Origin of the sequence: Paenibacillus sp. FSL R5-0887 (genome assembly GCF_038002305.1) — a bacterium.
Classification (GTDB): Bacteria; Bacillota; Bacilli; order Paenibacillales; family Paenibacillaceae; genus Paenibacillus_AQ; species Paenibacillus_AQ odorifer.
Map to the genome: position 1 here is coordinate 1,872,508 of NZ_JBBOCE010000002.1, position 17,373 is coordinate 1,889,880.

The following is a 17,373-nucleotide window of genomic DNA, read 5'->3' on the forward strand; positions in this document are numbered from 1 at the left end:
ATGAAACGAAGATCGCTTCTGATTTGTGTTCTTATTCTCATGCAAATATTTGTAACAGGTTGCTGGAGCCGCCGAGAATTAAATGATCTTGCGATTGCTGTAGGAATAGGTATCGATAAAATCGGAGATCAATATCAAGTTTCTGCGCAAGTGGTCTTACCCAGTCAAATCGCTGGCTCAAAGGGGGGCTCTCCTCAGGCACCAGTCAACCTTTATAAAGCGACGGGAAATACCGTATATGAAGCCCTTAGAAAAATCACAACCGTTAGTCCACGTAAAATTTATATCTCTCATTTACGAATCCTAGTCCTTGGCGAGGATTTGGCTAAAGAGGGAATCAGCGATGTTCTTGATTTCATGTCAAGAGACAACGATACGCGAAATGATTATTTTATAGTGGTAGCAAAGGATGCGAGGGCAGAAGATGCGTTGAAAATATTAACCAGTCTTGAAAAGATTCCTGCCGTGCGATTGTTTTCCAGTCTGGAAACCTCTGAGAAAAATTGGGCACCTACATCTACTGTGACATTAGGAACCCTAATTACAGAACTTGTGAGTAAAGGTAAAAATCCAGTCTTAACAGGTGTTGTCATCGATGGAAGTGTAGATGAAGGAGAAACTCCGAAGAATGTTGAAACGGTAGACTCTCCAACGGAATTGAAATACTCCGGATTGGCCATATTCAAGGAGGACAAATTGATTGGTTGGCTAAATCCAGAGGAATCAAAAGTGTATAACTATTTAACCAATAAAGTAAGGAGCACTGTTTTCTATATCCAATGTCCCGAAGGTAAAAAGGTTTCACTTGATGTATTTGAAGCCCGTTCCAAAATGAAAGGCAGCATCCATAGTGGCAAACCAGAAATCACTATTGAGCAGCATTTAGAATCAGATTTAGGAGAGGTACAATGCAGAAATCTTGATCTAAGGGACCCAAAGACCATCACTCAATTAGAACAAATCGCCAATAAAAAAGTAATAAATCTATTCGAAGCTACAATTAAAAAGGTACAAACTGAATACAAAAGTGATATTTTTGGATTCGGCGAAATCATCCATCGTTCTAACCCGCAGGCGTGGAAGAAACTGCGAAACAATTGGGATGAGACCTTTGTTAACCTTCCAGTAAGCGTAAAGATGGATATTAAGATTCGCCTGTTAGGGAAAGTGACTAACTCTTTCCTAGAAGAGGCGAAGTGATGAATTGGAGTGAACAAAACCATGTTGGAAAAGGGAAAAATAAGTACTCGCCAGCTAACCTTACTGGTTATGCTCCTTACTATTGGGGATTCCATCCTTATAATCCCTTCTTCATCCACACACTACGCCACACAAAACGCCTGGATTTCAGCTTTAATTGGAATGGCATTAGGTTTGCTGGCCAACTATATGTACAGCAAGTTCGCAAAGTTATATCCCAAATTAACGCTTATTGAGGCAATTCAAAAGGTCTTCGGAAAATGGCTTGGGACTATTCTATCGCTTATGACTTTATTGTTTTTTCTTATAGTTATCGCTGGAAGTATGAGGGAGATCAGTGATTTTGTGATTTCAGAAATGTTGCCTGGAACTCCTATCCCGGCCATCCTGCTCTTATTTATACTTATCGTAATTATGGCAACGCGGCTCGGTATTGAGGTTATCGGACGAGCGGGAGAGATCTTCACTCCAATGGTCGTTATCCTATTTCTGATCCTGACGGTCGCAATTGTTCCTCAGATGGAAATTATCAGAATATTCCCCATCCTGGAAGATGGAATAAAGCCAGTACTGAGAGGGACTATTCCCATTACGGCCTACACTTTTTTAGAACCAGTCGTCTTTCTAATGATACTTCCTTATGTAGATAAACAACAAAAGATAACAAGGAGTTTTTTACAAGGCACCCTCCTAGGGGGGACTGTAATTTTCATAACGCTCATCGTCTCCATACTGGTCTTAGGTCCGGATCTGACGGCCAGAGATATATATCCCAGCTATAACATCGCAAGGCGCATATCTGTTGGTGGAATCTTTGAGCGGGTGGAAGCCATGATAGCTCTACAGTGGATGTTAACTTTCTTTATAAAAGTAACTTTGTATTTCTATGCTTTTATTCTGGGGTTGTCCCAATTATTAAAATTGAAGGAGTATCGAGTGTTATCCTTACCGACAGGGTTGATTTTGGTCGCACTAGCACCTCTTATAGCCCCAAATTACACTTATTACGGCGAAATTTTTGATAATTATTGGGTGTATTATGTTATAACCTTTGGGTTATTTCTACCCCTGGTTTTGTTAAGCGTAGTAATGTTCAGAAGAGCACTGAGCAAAGACTTAATATCTCGAAACTAGATGGTTTGGGAGGTTGTGAATATTGGGTATAGTAGTGATTCTCATAGTTGTAGCCGTTATAGCAGCCATTGAAGTTCCCCTGATGTGGAGGAAAAAATTAATCAAGGAGATGTGGGTTTTCTCATTTCTTCTGTTGCTGGGAACTTTCTTCAGTCTTATTAATGCGTTACATATTTCGGTCTCTAACCCATTGGGATGGATGATATTTATCTATAAACCCGTCTCCGATATGGTAAATGCCTGGTTATCCTAAAATGGGACTGAACCATTCCCTTGAGATGGCTTAGTCCCCATGATTAAACGACATTGCCAAATCAGCAAGCGCCCTAAAGTTTGTTGCTAGCCGTTCACGCGCCAGCCAGTAATAGACTTCCTGGCCTCTCTTTTTATGGTCAACAATGCGGGCATCCCGTAGGATTTTGAGATGATGTGAAATCGCTGGCCTGCTTATTTCGAATTCACCTGCAATTTCCCCAACATTCAGCCGACCTTTATTCCCTAATAACGTAACAATCCGAATCCGAGTAGGATCACCAAATGCGGTGAGAAACCGTGTGATGCTGTTGATATCGTTAGGTTTAATCTCTTGCGGTTCTATCTCCCCACCCCGATTCGTAAATAAACTTAAACATACTCACTTGTTGAAACTACAATAAAGACCTTGTAGATTCTCTAACTATTAATTCTGCCGGGAAAATCTGATGCGCATGCTTAACCTTCTTATTGATGAGATCAAAAAGAATCTTAATCGTAGCTTCCGCAATCTCCACTACCGGCTGTTTGATGGTAGTAATAGAAGGATTATAATAGAAGGAAATATCCAATCCGTCATAACCAGCCACAGAGTAATCTTCCGGGACTTGCTTGCCCGCTTCAAATATTGCCTTACAGGCGCCGATAGCCATACTATCTGATAAGGTAAAAATAGCGGTGAACTCTTCACCTAACTCTAGCAATTCTTTTGTAACCGCATACCCATTTTCCATACTGTAACTGTCGATATCCTCTTTCATCCGCCGCACTAGCCGCTCATTATAAGCGATTCCATGATCAGCTAAAGCCCTTTTATAACCTTCATATCTTAACTTACCGATACTTACATCTTCTTCTGGTGCAGTAATGACTGCGATTTTCTCATGCCCCAGATTACATAAATAGTCCACAATCTTATAGCTCTCATTAAAGTCATCGACAGATACAGAAGAATAGTCGCTCAAATCAAACTCTTCCGTCATTCCGATCGTACTAAGGACAAATGGAACCGTTAATTGCTGTAATTTCTCTTGAGAGTGTGAGAATAGCCCTCCTAAAAAGACAATTCCCTTTAGCCTTTTTTCTTTCTCCAGCTCAATCGCCACTTCGATCTCATCTTGATTCTCATCAACTCGCTGTAGGATGAAGGAGTATTTCTTGCGTTGAATCTCTTTTTCGAACACTTTGATCATCGGGCTAAAAAATGGATTGGATATCCCTTTAATCAATACTGCAATCGTTTTCGAATCAGAACGTTTTAAATTTCTTGCACTGTTGTTCGGGACATAATGATTTTCTTTGATAACCCTCATAACCATCGCTTTTGTTTCTTCATTAATATCCGGATGATTGTTAATAGCCCTTGATACAGTAGTCACGCCAACACCGCATAATTTGGCGATGTCTATAATAGTCAGTCTCTCCATTTCTATCTATCCTTTACTTGTTAGTATCTATCAAACTCCTTAATCCTTATTCAACTTCATAGTCAAAATAAGAAAGCAGGGGATTCCTGATGGTCACCCACCAAGAAAAACACCCTACTCGCTTCTTACATGAATATTAATTTATTTAACGAGGTAGATCAAGCTTAACCCTTAACCGCACCTGCAACGACACCTTCGATGATGTACTTTTGACAAGTCAGGTAGAAAATGATGATTGGCACAATAGCTAAGACCAGCATCGCCATCATAGCTCCCATGTCAATCGATCCGTATCCACCTTTTAGGTACTGGATCGCAATAGGAATCGTTTTATACTCTGTACCTATCAGCAGGTCTGGCAATAGGAAGTCGTTCCATACCCACATTACATTAAGGATAGCTACAGTTACAGCAATAGGTTTCAGGATGGGCAATACCACTTTAAAGAAGGCCTGAGGTGGATTACAGCCATCAATCATTACCGCTTCTTCAACCTCAAGCGGGATAGACTTCACAAATCCGCTAAACATAAACACAGATAGCCCTGATCCAAACCCTAAATAGATTAAGATAATCCCAATCGGATTGTCGAGATGCAGCACGTTTGCAGTCTTAGTCATTGTGAACATAACCATTTGGAAAGGCACGATCATCGAGAATACAAACGCATAATACATCATGCCTGTGAATTTGGACTTCACCCGGGTAATGTACCATGCAGTCATGGAAGTAAATAACACGATCACAGCCACCGAGCATACCGTAATAAACAAGGACATTCCGAAGGCACTGAAGAAATCAATCTTTGCTACACCACTAGTATAGTTCTTTAAACCAACAAACGTAGTCTCATTAGGGAATAAGAACGGCGTATCACTAATGTAGAACTTACCCTTGAAGGAGTTCATCAGAACAATAAAAATAGGAGATAAGAACGCAATGGCCAAGACCAACAAAATGGTGAATATAGAGTAATCTTTTGCTCTAGTCTTTTGCATTAGTTCTCAACCTCCTTTCTTCTAGTAATGACAAGTTGTATTAAGGCGATTAAGGCTACTAAAGCAAAGAATACGACGGCTTTCGCTTGACCGACACCTTCCCATCCTGATTTTCCGTAGAATGTATTGTAGATGTCCAGTGCTAACATGGAGGTCTGCTTAGAAGGAGCACCAGCGGTCAACGCTAAGTTCTGGTCAAACAATTTAAATGAATTGGATAAGGTTAAGAATAAACAAATAGTAATGGACGGCATTACGAGTGGAATAGTCACATTACGCAAAATCTTAGAACGTGAAGCTCCATCAATTCTTGCGGCTTCTACTATATCTTTAGGAACATTCTGAATACCTGCAACATAGATAATCATCATGTACCCTATCAATTGCCAATTCATAAGAACGATTAGTCCCCAAAATCCATACGTTGCATCAGAGGTCAAAGTGACACCAAATTTGTACAAAATCCCATTAAAAATCAACTGCCAGATGTATCCTAATACGATACCGCCTATCAAGTTAGGCATAAAGAAGATCGTTCTAAATACGTTGGTACCTTTTAGCTTTCTAGTTAATAACATCGCCAAGATGAAGGCGAACACATTAATAGTAAGAACAGATAAAACTGTGAATTTAACGGTGAAACCTAATGCATTTAGAAACTCTTGATTCGAAAAAGCTTTAGCGTAATTGCCAAACCCTATCCATGTTGCATCATTGACTGTAGTAAACTCTGTAAAAGACAAATATATACCCAAAAGAAAAGGGATCACAAAGGCAATTCCAAAGGCTATTATGGTCGGTAATGCAAAAAGAGCAAAATATTTTTTTATCGATTTTTCCATGGAGTCTTCTCCTATCTCAGTATGGAAAATGATGAAACAGATGTAGCAAGATCCACTCCAATTGTTGCTTAGTGCCACTGAATCCCGAGGGAGCCCAGTGGCACTAAGCTTTTATCTGTATGACAACTGAGAGTTATTCAAGCATCTTTCCATGCATTTATTATTTTGCTTTTTCAGCCTTCCAAGTGTCCTTGAAGATGGTTACAACTTCATCCCAAGTTTTGTTTCCTTGAGCGTATTGCAAGAGCGCATCACCAAAGACGTTTTTGAATTCTTCACTTGGGAATGCTGCGAATGTCCAAGCTACAGAAGTAAGATCTTTTTCCATCCAAGCAGATACTTCTTTAGCAAGTGGATCTGCTGGTTTTTCGCTGTCTTCAAAGGTATTGAATGGTGCGATGAAGCCTAGATCGTTAGTTACATAAGCTTTACCTTTTTCACTGGAGAACAACCATTCCAGGAAAGCGATAGAAGCTTGTTGGTTCTCAGCAGATACTTTGCTGTTGATTGCGAAATAGTTTTCTGTACCTACAGCCAAACCTTGTTTTTCTTCGCCTTCCATACCTGTGTAGATAGGCAAGAATTTGATTTCTTCAGCTTTAACTACGTTACCGTCAACATCGTTGATTTGTGACCAAGCCCAGTTACCATTTTGAACCATAGCTGCGTTACCAAGTGCAAATTCAGCCATGGAGTCAGCTACGGATTTACTACCCAGCAAGGATTCTTTAGTTACAGAGTTCTTGATGTACAGATCGAAGATGTTTTTATATTTATCGTTGTATTTGAATTCAACTTCTTTAGAAGCTAGACCCGCAAGAACGGTGTTGTCAAACTCAGTATTGTCTTTGAATTCATAGTACAGCGGCAAGTTTGCAAGGTGAGTCTGCCATCTCCATTGCTCACCAGCAGCGAGGGAAGTGGAGGCGAATACACCTTTAATGCCCAGTTGGTCTTTTTTAGCCGTCATATCTTCTACTACTGCTTTCAAAGTGTCGAAGTTATTGATCTCAGTTGTGGAGGAGATCGATACCGCTTTATCAGCCAAAGCGAAGTATTTCTTCATAATTGCGTCGTTGTAGATGATGCCGTATCCTTCAACTACGTAAGGGATACCATACACGCCTTCACCTTCAGTTACAGCCAAGCTTTTGTCGGACAGATAGCTGTAAAGCTTAGTATCTTTCAAATCCAAGGTGTAATCTTTCCAGGATTGAAAACCAACAGGTCCGTTAATTTGGAAAATAGTTGGCGCTTCAGACTTGGAGATTTCGGATTTCAATTTAGTTTCGTAAGTACCCGCAGCAGCCGTTACGACTTTTACCTTAACTCCTGTTTCTGCTTCGTAATCCTTAGCGATCTTTTCATATATTTCTGCAATCTCAGGTTTGAAGTTCAAGAAATAAACTGACCCTTTTTTACCAGATGTAGCGTTTCCATCATTGGATGCAGAATTATTTTCTTTATTCCCACATCCTGCCGCTAAGACAACAACCATAGACATTACTAACATGAGCCCTAAATATTTTTTGATATTCTTCATTCTTCTTCCCCCTCGTACTTTTTATTAGATTACTTCGCATGAAGACGTTCCGATGCTGTTAGTGAAAATTATGTCAGCGTTTTCATTTGCTTAAGTAATCCCCAGCCTACTTTTTGGTATCCTTCTCGGTATCCTTATCGGTAACGTTTTCAATTGAAATATTAGCACACCATTTTGAACTTTTCAATAGCCAATCTTTTAGAATCATTTTATGGAAAAACTGCCCACGGCAAACCTTGCAAGCGTTATAATAGATTCATCCTTATTCATGAATGGTGAATGCTTAGGACATACTAATGGTTAACGACCCATTAAATAACTATGAATAGGTGATTGCATATTTTATCTCTGATCGAACAGTATGAGCTACAATTCTCCAATAATAATTATTTTGGCGATATCGGGGTAGATCCCTCCTACTCGATTGTAGAAGGCTCCCTTCCTGTACTTGTCTCAGCTCCACATGCCATTAATCATTTTCGAGAACATGCTGTAAAACCAGCTGACATGTATACAGGCTCCCTTGCCCTCTTGTTACAAAAGCTCACCAATTGCTACTGTATTTATTCGAATAGCTTTTCCAAAGAAGACCCAAATTACATCTTAGGTGGAGAATATAAGGCTGCGCTACGAGCGCTTGTCAAAGAACATCGCATTCAGTTTGTGATCGATCTGCACGGAGCTTCCAAACTTCGAGAGTTTGATATTGACCTAGGGACACTGTACGGAACCTCTATACGAGAGAATAATTTAAATGACGTCATAGGCATCTTTAACAATAATGGTATTACCAATGTTCGACAAAATCATACATTTTCTGCATCCCATCCTGGAACGATTACTTCATATTGCGCTAAGGAATTGTTAGTTCAAAGTATTCAAATTGAAATTAATCGAAATTATCGTAACCCGAATGCGTTTGATTTATTCCAAAAAACCATTCATTCCCTTGAACAAATCATTAAACTATTGGGCGGTGTCTGACATTATTATCGAGCAAACCTTTACTATTCTAGACAAACAAAGCCTTCAACCTCGTGAAGAAATCACAATGAACTCCGAAGAGTTAAAGGAATTAGGTTTAGTCCAGCATATCTTCGTTGATCTTACAGCAGAGAATGGTGTCAAAGTCAGCTGTTTAATTTTATCGGCAGATGAGGTGCCAAGAGGTACAATCCAATTATCCAAGCGGGCAAAGGACAAGCTCGGGGACTGCCTGACTACAGGATTAACAATAACGAAGCCAGAATACGACACAGTTCTTCGGGGAATTCCTAAAGTGGACGAGATTGCCAAACCCTATGTAAAAGCCTGTCCAGCACTCGTCCGTAAATATACGAATCAAGTAGAACTTATCAATCCCAAAAATGGCTTCCGGGTAAACCTAACTTTACGAGAAGATAGCACAGCCAAACCGAATACCCTTTACTTCAACAGATACATTATGTTATTGCTTGAAACCCATTCCGAGGGGCATGACCCATTAATCATTACTCGCGCTAGGACGCGTTCTCAACCCAAGCCAGGCATACATAAACTTATAAATCAACTGATCCAACGGCCCTTAAGTGCATTAGGGAACTTTTTTATTGGCAAAAGAGAGCTCACCCTCAGAGTGGGTCATCCTTACCCTTTTGATGAGCACCAGAATTTATGCAGAATTCATCCGAATGTTAGAAAACTGCTAGGCATGGAAGAAACAGATCAGATCGTGATCTCCTATAATTCCAAACAAATCACCATCCCCATCTTAGACATCGATACGGAGCATATTGCCCAGTCAGTCAAGCTTCATGCGGATAATGAGCAGCTTAAATTTATCGACGGCCACTTATTTATCGGGATCACCGCCTTATCGCGTAACGAGTTAGAAATCCCAAGCATCGGCACATCAGTTACCGTAAAAAGAAGTATGTACTCCTTATTCCTAAAGCACTTAAACAAACTGGTCTTACCTGTTATCGCTTTGTTGTTCACCATAGTACAGCTATATAAGGATTTGAACTGGAGCATCGCTCTGACCATCATCATTTCTCTTGTGTTACTTCCGATTATCATCTACACAACACTATCTGAGGAACGCGCCAAAATTAATTAAATGGAGGGATTTCCGTGGAATTCACTTCACAATCCCAAGTAGAAGATATGATCTACAGCTCTTACCTAAGGGCCATTAACAACATTACAGAGACTTTGGATGAAGAAGTTAGAAAACCGGAGTTAACCAGAGCATTACTGGATGCAGTCGGAAGTCCGGATCGCAATCAAAAATACATACTGGTCACAGGCAGTAAAGGTAAGGGCTCCACCTCTAGATTTATTTCCTCTCTGTTAAGTCACTTGGGATATAAAGTGGGGTTATTCACCTCCCCTCACCTGGTAGATTTCAACGAAAGAATCCGGATCAATGGGCAGGCAATAGCCACAGAAGATTTTGTACGATTAGGTAATGTAATTCGCGGGGGCTTCCACCAGATCGAAGAGCAGCTTGCTGCTGATGAATATCAAGGTCCGGTTGGGGTTGCTTTGGCTATTGCGGCTTTGTACTTTAAGGAGAAGGGTACAGATATCAATGTGATTGAATGCGGTAGAGGAGGAAGGTTTGATGACACCAATGTCCTGAGCAATGACTGGGCTGTCATTACCCCGATTATGGAAGAGCATGTAGCCCATTTGGGACCTGATCTGAACAGCATTACACTGCACAAGCTGGGGATTGTCAAAAACAACACAACAACCGTCTATGTTAGCAAACAGAAATCCGACGTTCTTGCGATCATGAAGGACAACCTCTCCTCCAACCCTGTGCAATATTATGAAGAACAGTTTTTAGCTGAATCTATCACAACCACTTCTGTCGGAACTACTTTTGATGTCCGGACGAAGCCAGCCGTTTATCCAGCCTTGACCCTTCCGCTATTGGGACAGTTTCAAGCGGTCAATGCTGCCAGCGCAGTCGCACTTTGTGAAGAGATTACAGGGGGACCCCTTGATCAGGAGATCGTACATCACTGTTTTGAACAATTACAATGGCCGGGACGTTGTGAAGTTATCTGTCATGACCCACTGACGATTATTGACGGAGCTATTCATAGAGATTCTGCAAGCTATCTGGCTGAACTTATTCAATTAGTGAATCCTGAGCGCAGCCGTACCGTCACATCCATCATCGGTGTCCCTAAGGATAAAGATTACACAGGGGTCATCGAAGTCATGAGTACAGTCTCGGATCAACTAATCGTAACCAAACCCGATATAAGCCATCTAATTTTCCCAACGGATGCTCCGCTTATCGCTAAAAGTTTTCTCGAAAAAAGTTCCGAATTCCCTTATTTAGAGGACGCTCTCACGTATGTTAAAGAACAATCACCTTCCGAGATTATTGTAATCGTGGGTACGCAAACTCTAATCGGAAATGCCAAAAGATTATTCGGGCAATCGCTGCTGAATATCGGCTTATAACTGATTCATACGCTGAAGAATAACTTCCCTGTAAAGGTCTGAGAGGCCAGGTACTTCACTTGGATTTTGCTTGCAATATTCATCTAACATTACCTTATGATTGACTTCGATCACCAACAAGCCTTGATTTGTCTCTAAGATATCTACTGAGCAGAAATCAAGGCCCAGCGCTTTAGAGGTCCGGGAGGCAAGCTCCGCCAGCGCCTCTTGTTTGGCCTGATCTTTCACCTCAATCGTAACAGCTCCGTTAATCAAATTGTGCTTCCACGAACGAACTCTTTTTTTGCCAAGGAATACACGCGCCTGATGATTAAAAGTTACAATTCTATACTCAATCTCCGCTTCATAATAAGGACCTATTGCCCCATTAAGCTGTAAAGAAAATAATAAATCCAGCTTTTCATGCAGATCGGCTATCTCATTGATTTTGTACACATGATTGCCCTGCGCCCCGTTATCCTGCTTCATAACTACCTCCCCATTGCACGCTTGGAAATAACGCTCAGCCAATCGATAAGGATTCAAATTGCTAAATTTGGAGTCTGGATGCGGCAAATAAATATGTTCTACGGCTGGGATATTCGCCTTATGCAAAACATCATAAGTTAGAGATTTACTCATGGCAATGATCGTAGAAGCACTGTTGTTTAGTCCGATCTCAGCGTCTACCATCACAAATGATTTCACTCCATCTGTCGCTCTATATACGAAATTCGGTGTAATTTCCTCAAAGCTAATCCCTGAGGCTGTAACAGAATGCTGGATCATTTTTAAGTAAGGTCTAGTCGTCATTCAGTTTCCTCATTTCTAACAAAATATGACCAAACCTAATCATAGCATGAGAAATATTAATAAAAAATAATAATATTACGTTATAATAGTTAACACAATAATCTCCCGAATCTTATTTCAGGTCCCTTTTTCACAAAAATGACAGACTGTATGTTACGTTTAATGACTGACAGCGCTTTTATAGTTAAAATAAGTGTTGATTATTTAGAGATCATCCTCTATGATAAGCTTATTAAAGCGAAACAAAAAGTTAAAGCGGTTAAACTTTAATCTATAGGTACCTAGTATTATTGCTAATTAATAGTGTTAGCATGATCAAAAGTTAAAGCGCTTATACTTTTAAAACGAGAGGTTGGTGTGTCATGATCAATCGCGAGAACAGGCGGCAGACGTTCTATATGTATCTGTTCATTTCTCCTTGGATTATCGGCTTCCTAGTATTCGCCCTTTATCCTATCTTATCATCGCTTTACTTCAGCTTTACTGATTATGACATCATACACCCACCTAAATTTATCGGGCTCGCTAACTACACAGAGATGTTTCACAATGACCTGTTCTGGAAATCGGTGGTTGTCACGCTGAGATATACCTTCATCGGTGTACCTATCCAGCTTGCACTCGGTCTTGGCTTTGCGCTATTGCTCCACCAGACCATTCCTTTGCGCGGCTTTTTCAGAACAGCAATGTATTTCCCAAGCATGGTATCCGGCGTGGCCATGTCCCTGCTGTGGTACTGGATCTTCAACCCGCAGATCGGGCTCTTCAATTACATCCTTTCCTGGTTCGGCATTCATGGACCAGCTTGGCTGATGAACCCAGACACTGCTCTATATGCCTTAATCATCATGACCTTCTGGACAGCAGGCTCAGGAATGATTTTATTCCTCGCAGGTCTGCAAGGCGTACCGGCTAGCTTGATCGAAGCCGCTAACCTTGACGGTGCCGGGCGCTTCAGAATCTTCCTGAACATTACCTTACCGATGATCTCTCCCGTGCTGCTCTTCCAACTGATTATGGGACTGATTGATTCCTTCCAAGTCTTTACCCAAGCTTTTGTCATGACTCAAGGGGGGCCGAATTACTCTACCTGGTTCTATGTCTATAATCTCTACACCAGCGCTTTCAAAGAATATCGTGCCGGTTATTCCTCAGCCTTGGCATGGGTGCTCCTTATCGTAGTTATGCTGTGCACCGCACTTATTATGAAATTGTCTAACCGTTATGTTCACTATGAAGGAGGCGGACGCAAATGAGTACAGTCAGAGCGCTAAGCCCCCGGACTAAAGGAACAAACCGCCGCCGGAAAGCGGAGCCTGTTAAGATTTTCAGCTTTATTACTCTAGTAGTTACAACATTTCTGATGCTGCTTCCTTTGTTCTTCATGGTCTCCACTTCACTTAAGTCCAAACGCGAGATGCTGAAGTTCCCACCCACCTTTCTTCCGGAGAGCTGGCAGTGGAGCAATTACACAGAAATATTTGATACCCTGCAGTTCGGTACTCTTTATAAAAACAGTCTGATTATCGCCGGCTTTAGTGTTGTGGGAACCTTGATTTCTTCGGCGCTGGTTGCCTATGGATTCGCCAGATTCAGAGGTACAGGTAATCAGGTGTGGTTCATCCTGCTGCTGAGCACCATGATGTTACCCTATCCGGCCATTATGATTCCGCAATTTGTACTCTTTTCGCAAATGAACTGGATAGATACCTTTTTACCCCTGATCGTGCCTGCTTTCTTCGGCTCAGCCTATAATATTTTTCTGCTGCGCCAATTCTTCTCCACATTGCCTGAAGAGCTGTTTGATGCCGGACGCATTGATGGCTGTGGTGAAATACGGATGTGGGCTACCATAGCAATCCCACTCTCCAAACCTGCACTTGCAACCGTAGCTATCTTTGCTTTTATCTACAACTGGAATGATCTGCTTACGCCAGTGCTTTACTTAAGCTCATCAGATAAGTTCACGCTACCCGTCGGGATGGCTTCTCTTACCTCATCGAGGTTCCGCATTCCACCTTGGCATCTGCTAATGGTTGCTTCAGTTCTAGCTATGGTCCCAATCGTTACGCTGTTTGCTGTAGCCCAGAAACAGTTCGTCGAAGGGATTGTACTTACAGGGATTAAGTAATAATCCGCCATCCGGCGGCCAAATATACTTGAAATCATGGAGGGTTTAGCTAATGAACAAGAACAGGAAAAGTATTGCGCTTTTACTTGCAGCAACCATGCTCGTTGTTCTAGCCTTATCAGGCTGTAGCGGCGGCAAATCGGCGGGTAACGCCCTATCTGGAGGAAACGTTGACTCTACTAATTCTGGAGGCAAAGCAGAAACGGTAACGATTACCCATTACACAATAGATTCAGAAGACCGCACATTTGTCGAAAAATTAATCCCTGATTTCGAGAAGCTGCATCCGAATATTAAAGTGAAAGTGGAAAAAGCGCCTTATGAGCAGTTCGACAGCAAGCTGCAAACGCTAATTGCCGGCGGCAAATCGCCCGACGTGACAAGTCACTGGGGGTATGGAGGTTTCGCAGAATACTACAATAAGGGTATGTTGTTCGATATGACCGACCTTATGAAAGAGGATGGTTTCAAGGCAGAGGATTATAGTATCCCAGAGAATCTAATGGGTATCTACAAGGTTAAAGATCACACTTACGGCATTCCGGTCAATATGTATGTCACCTTAATGCTCTATAACAAAGACATGTTTGATGCGGCCAAACTGACTTATCCAACAAGCGATTATGAAGATAAGAGCTGGACGTTTGAAAAAATGGTCGACGAAGCTAAACAAATGACGCTTGTATCCGATGATATCGCCAAAACTCAATATGGCGTAGACTTCACTTGGTCCGAACGCGATATGCGGCCGTTATATTTTGGAGCGGAGCCTTACTCAGAAGATACATGGACTAATGGCGGCGTGCCTTCCGAGACTTATTTTGACTCCCCTGAAGTGATCGCTGCCTACAACAAGCTTTTTGATCTTGTCTTTAAGGATAAAGTCTCTCCTTCTTCCGAATGGAGCAAAAGTGTAGCTGGACAGAACGGCGATCCCTTTGTTGCTGGTAAAATCGGCATGTCTATCGGAGGCTCATGGAACCTTGCAGGTGCAAATGACTTCCCCTTCAAAATTGGCGTAGCCGCTGTACCATGGGGAGGAAACGAAAAGGTACGCAGCACCCTTTATGTCGATCCGCTGCTGATCTTGAAGGACTCCAAACATCCGAAGGAAGCTTTTGAATGGATCAAATACCTGATCACAAGCGAAGTGCAAGAGAAATCCATTGAGCTTAGTGGCGGTAACCCACCAGTCAACACCGAAGCTGCAGAAGCTTACTATAAACATTTTGAAGGTATCGATCCACAGGATATCAAAAATGTCTACGAGGGTGCTGTTAACTACGGCTTCGAATCCTATAACCACTTAATCACCAACTACTCGCAAATTAATGACATGTTCATTAATGAATTGCAGCCAGTAGAAACCGGACATAAGACGGTTGAAGAGGTGATGGCGACGATTCAGAAGAAGGTTACAGAGATCATTCAGCGATAACTGTTTGGCAGGTATACCGCCCCCTTTAGGGACGGTATACCTGCGTGAAATCATACGTTTAGCGGACAGTCTGCCAACCCTGTATACTGAAAGTAGAAAACAGGATCGGAAAATCTGCCGTGAGGAGAATTAAAGATGAAAGTGAGTATTTTTGATGTAGCCAAAAAATCCGGATTATCCGTTGTAACCGTATCCCGGGTGTTAAATGGGGCCGAATCGGTGCGCGAGAATAATCGCCAAAAGGTGCTGGAGGCAATTAAAGAGCTGGATTACCGCCCTAACGCTGCGGCACGCAGTCTGGCAAGCGGTAAGACGGGAATTATCGGCATTATTGTCACTACCCTGCAAGATTCCTTTTTTGACGCAGTGGTCAAAGAGCTGAATGAAATATTAGCGATGCATGGTTATTTTTTAGCCATATCCATCTCAACAGGCATCGAATCGGATGATAGCCATTATTTAATTCAGGAGGATCGTGTAGACGGTTTAATTCTGCTCTCTCCGATGGAAGAGGACAATTATATTGTGGAGTTAAAACGGCGGGGTATTCCTTATGTGCTGATAGATAATCAGAAGCCCGAAAATGATACCTACTCCATCACGATCGACAACTTCAAGGGGGGATACGCAGCTACGCGTCATCTGCTGGAGCTGGGACACACTTCAATCGCCCATCTCTGCGGTCAGGAAATGTTCCGGAGTACGCGGGAGCGGCGCAGTGGATTTCTACAGGCGCTTCAGGAACAAGGACTGGCCCCCTTTGAGATCGTGCCTGGTGATTTCGATATTGGGATGGGATACGATACCTGCAAACGTTGGCTGAAGGAAGGAAAGCTGCCCACCGCCGTCTTCGCCGGGGATGACAATATCGCGCTTGGAGTCATCAATGCCCTGATGGAAGCGGGCACTCAGGTACCCGAAGAGGTGGCAGTGGTCGGCTATGACGATCATTATATTGCTTCACAGCTTCATCCACATCTGACAACAATACGTCAGCCTGCAGACAAAATCGGGCTGGCAGCCGCGGATATGCTACTCAAACGCATCTCCGGAAAGATGAAACGTGGAGCCGGGATGCGGATTGATCCTGAACTTATCGTACGTGAATCTACCGGAGCTGAGTAGATTAAATTTATACACTAGGAGTGACGACCATTGACTTACTACTTGGGGATCGATGGGGGAGGCACGAAAACCTATGCTCTGCTAAGCGATGAACATGGCAATGTTCTTGGCAAAGGCAAGAGTGGTAACGGCAACCACCAGACAGGCGCCCTTGAGGCCGCCAACAGTATTCAAGAGGCCACATTCGGGGCGCTGGCTGAAGCCGGACTCCGGTTGGAAGACATCCAGCATACCTATCTCGGACTTGCCGGTGCTGATCGCGAGGCCGACTATGCTATTCTCCATCCGATGATACGCCAGATAGGATTCACCAAATACACCATTAACTGTGACACTATGATCGGTCTACGCGCCGGAACGAATCGCCCTTATGGTGTCGCGCTCATCTGCGGCACCGGCACCAATTCAGCAGGCAGAAACCTGCAGGGAGAGCATTATCAATGCGGCGGCTTTGACTATATGTACGGTGATTTTGGCGGGGGTGGCGCACTCAATATTGAGGTGTTTCGTTCCGTTATCCGAGCTTGGGACGGCCGGGAACAGCCCACCCTATTAACAGGCTTACTGCTAAAAATGTTAGGTTATGAGGAAGTTGGGCATATGTTTCACGATTTCCTCGATCATTGGAAAAAAGTACCTGTAAATGTTGCCCGCCTGCTCTTTGAAGCAGCAGCTGAAGGAGATGCCGTAGCATTGGAGATTTTACATCGGCAAGGGGTTGAACTAGGGAAGTCTGCGGCAGCTATCATTCACAAGCTAGGCATGGAGCAGGAGACCTTCGATGTGGTGCTGGCAGGAAGTCTGCTAACCCGAGGGGACCGCGGTTGGATTCGCCAGCCTATCGAGAAAGCTGTACACGCTGCAGCCCCTCAGGCAACCGTGGTTACCCTTGCCACAGAGCCTGTAGTCGGTGCAGTATGGTCAGCTATGGATCAAGATGGGTTGACCCTTAGTAGTGAAGTATATGAGAAAATGTGGAAATTTCAGGATTATGAATCGATCAAACAAACTACAAGACAGGAGTGATTA

General features: G+C 42.6%; 17 protein-coding genes. 11 read left to right on the forward strand and 6 right to left on the reverse strand.

The genetic code is table 11. From position 1 onward, the window contains the following. From MKY14_RS26130 to MKY14_RS26140, 3 genes are read left to right on the forward strand one after another with little or no spacing between them, the layout of a single operon-like run. Positions 1-1,200 (forward strand): Ger(x)C family spore germination protein, encoded by a 1,200-nt coding sequence (locus tag MKY14_RS26130; RefSeq protein ID WP_076126972.1) that lies wholly within the window; start codon positions 1-3, stop codon positions 1,198-1,200. A gap of 21 nt (positions 1,201-1,221) precedes the next feature. Then, complete coding sequence (locus MKY14_RS26135) at positions 1,222-2,334, forward strand: GerAB/ArcD/ProY family transporter (protein WP_076219030.1); 1,113 nt, start codon at positions 1,222-1,224, stop codon at positions 2,332-2,334. Positions 2,335-2,356: 22 nt separating this feature from the next. Continuing rightward, positions 2,357-2,587: a hypothetical protein gene (locus tag MKY14_RS26140; protein WP_254847760.1), complete on the forward strand. Its 231-nt coding sequence runs from the start codon at positions 2,357-2,359 to the stop codon at positions 2,585-2,587. A 30-nt stretch (positions 2,588-2,617) separates the two neighbouring features. On the opposite strand, the gene MKY14_RS30890 is transcribed toward MKY14_RS26140, so the two are convergent. The 5 genes from MKY14_RS30890 to MKY14_RS26160 all read right to left on the reverse strand — a co-directional run bounded on the left by MKY14_RS30890 (position 2,618) and on the right by MKY14_RS26160 (position 7,396). Then, entirely contained in the window at positions 2,618-2,932 is a 315-nt protein-coding gene (locus MKY14_RS30890) for an ArsR/SmtB family transcription factor (protein ID WP_081386378.1), read from the reverse strand. Between the two features lie 49 nt (positions 2,933-2,981). Next, positions 2,982-4,013 carry a LacI family DNA-binding transcriptional regulator gene (locus MKY14_RS26145; RefSeq protein WP_076126967.1) on the reverse strand — a complete coding sequence of 344 codons (1,032 nt, stop codon included), beginning with the start codon at positions 4,011-4,013 and terminating at the stop codon, positions 2,982-2,984. A 164-nt stretch (positions 4,014-4,177) separates the two neighbouring features. Beyond that, positions 4,178-5,011, reverse strand: a complete 834-nt coding sequence (locus tag MKY14_RS26150; RefSeq protein ID WP_036687243.1) for a carbohydrate ABC transporter permease — start codon at positions 5,009-5,011, stop codon at positions 4,178-4,180. Beyond that, on the reverse strand, positions 5,011-5,853 hold the full coding sequence (locus MKY14_RS26155) for a carbohydrate ABC transporter permease (protein WP_036687240.1): 843 nt from the start codon (positions 5,851-5,853) through the stop codon (positions 5,011-5,013). Before MKY14_RS26155 ends, MKY14_RS26150 begins: the two co-directional genes overlap by 1 nt. A 160-nt stretch (positions 5,854-6,013) precedes the next feature. Beyond that, complete coding sequence (locus MKY14_RS26160) at positions 6,014-7,396, reverse strand: ABC transporter substrate-binding protein (RefSeq protein WP_340977695.1); 1,383 nt, start codon at positions 7,394-7,396, stop codon at positions 6,014-6,016. Positions 7,397-7,729: 333 nt separating this feature from the next. Here MKY14_RS26160 and MKY14_RS26165 point away from each other — a divergent pair, with 333 nt between their 5' ends. From MKY14_RS26165 to MKY14_RS26175, 3 genes are all read left to right on the forward strand, one after another. Further along, entirely contained in the window at positions 7,730-8,380 is a 651-nt protein-coding gene (locus tag MKY14_RS26165) for an N-formylglutamate amidohydrolase (RefSeq protein ID WP_076192573.1), read from the forward strand. 67 nt (positions 8,381-8,447) lie between these two features. Continuing rightward, entirely contained in the window at positions 8,448-9,494 is a 1,047-nt protein-coding gene (locus MKY14_RS26170) for a hypothetical protein (protein ID WP_340977696.1), read from the forward strand. 14 nt (positions 9,495-9,508) lie between these two features. Continuing rightward, the gene (locus MKY14_RS26175) at positions 9,509-10,858 is read left to right on the forward strand and encodes a bifunctional folylpolyglutamate synthase/dihydrofolate synthase (protein WP_340977697.1); all 1,350 of its coding nucleotides are present in this window, start codon (positions 9,509-9,511) and stop codon (positions 10,856-10,858) included. On the opposite strand, the gene MKY14_RS26180 is transcribed toward MKY14_RS26175, so the two are convergent. After that, positions 10,853-11,650, reverse strand: a complete 798-nt coding sequence (locus tag MKY14_RS26180; RefSeq protein ID WP_340977698.1) for an ATP-grasp domain-containing protein — start codon at positions 11,648-11,650, stop codon at positions 10,853-10,855. The genes MKY14_RS26175 and MKY14_RS26180 overlap by 6 nt on opposite strands. Before the next feature lie 362 nt (positions 11,651-12,012). Between MKY14_RS26180 and MKY14_RS26185 the strand changes: the two genes are divergently transcribed. The 5 genes from MKY14_RS26185 to MKY14_RS26205 all read left to right on the forward strand — a co-directional run bounded on the left by MKY14_RS26185 (position 12,013) and on the right by MKY14_RS26205 (position 17,370). Continuing rightward, positions 12,013-12,906 carry a carbohydrate ABC transporter permease gene (locus MKY14_RS26185; protein WP_036687229.1) on the forward strand — a complete coding sequence of 298 codons (894 nt, stop codon included), beginning with the start codon at positions 12,013-12,015 and terminating at the stop codon, positions 12,904-12,906. Continuing rightward, on the forward strand, positions 12,903-13,781 hold the full coding sequence (locus tag MKY14_RS26190; protein WP_076305124.1) for a carbohydrate ABC transporter permease: 879 nt from the start codon (positions 12,903-12,905) through the stop codon (positions 13,779-13,781). The genes MKY14_RS26185 and MKY14_RS26190 overlap by 4 nt, the downstream gene beginning before the upstream one ends. Before the next feature lie 52 nt (positions 13,782-13,833). Further along, the gene (locus tag MKY14_RS26195) at positions 13,834-15,219 is read left to right on the forward strand and encodes an ABC transporter substrate-binding protein (RefSeq protein WP_340011744.1); all 1,386 of its coding nucleotides are present in this window, start codon (positions 13,834-13,836) and stop codon (positions 15,217-15,219) included. A 135-nt stretch (positions 15,220-15,354) separates the two neighbouring features. Next, on the forward strand, positions 15,355-16,344 hold the full coding sequence (locus MKY14_RS26200; protein ID WP_340977699.1) for a LacI family DNA-binding transcriptional regulator: 990 nt from the start codon (positions 15,355-15,357) through the stop codon (positions 16,342-16,344). Positions 16,345-16,374: 30 nt separating this feature from the next. After that, a complete protein-coding gene (locus tag MKY14_RS26205) occupies positions 16,375-17,370 on the forward strand; it encodes an N-acetylglucosamine kinase (protein ID WP_340977701.1) in 996 nt (331 codons plus the stop codon). Positions 17,371-17,373: the final 3 nt, after the last annotated feature.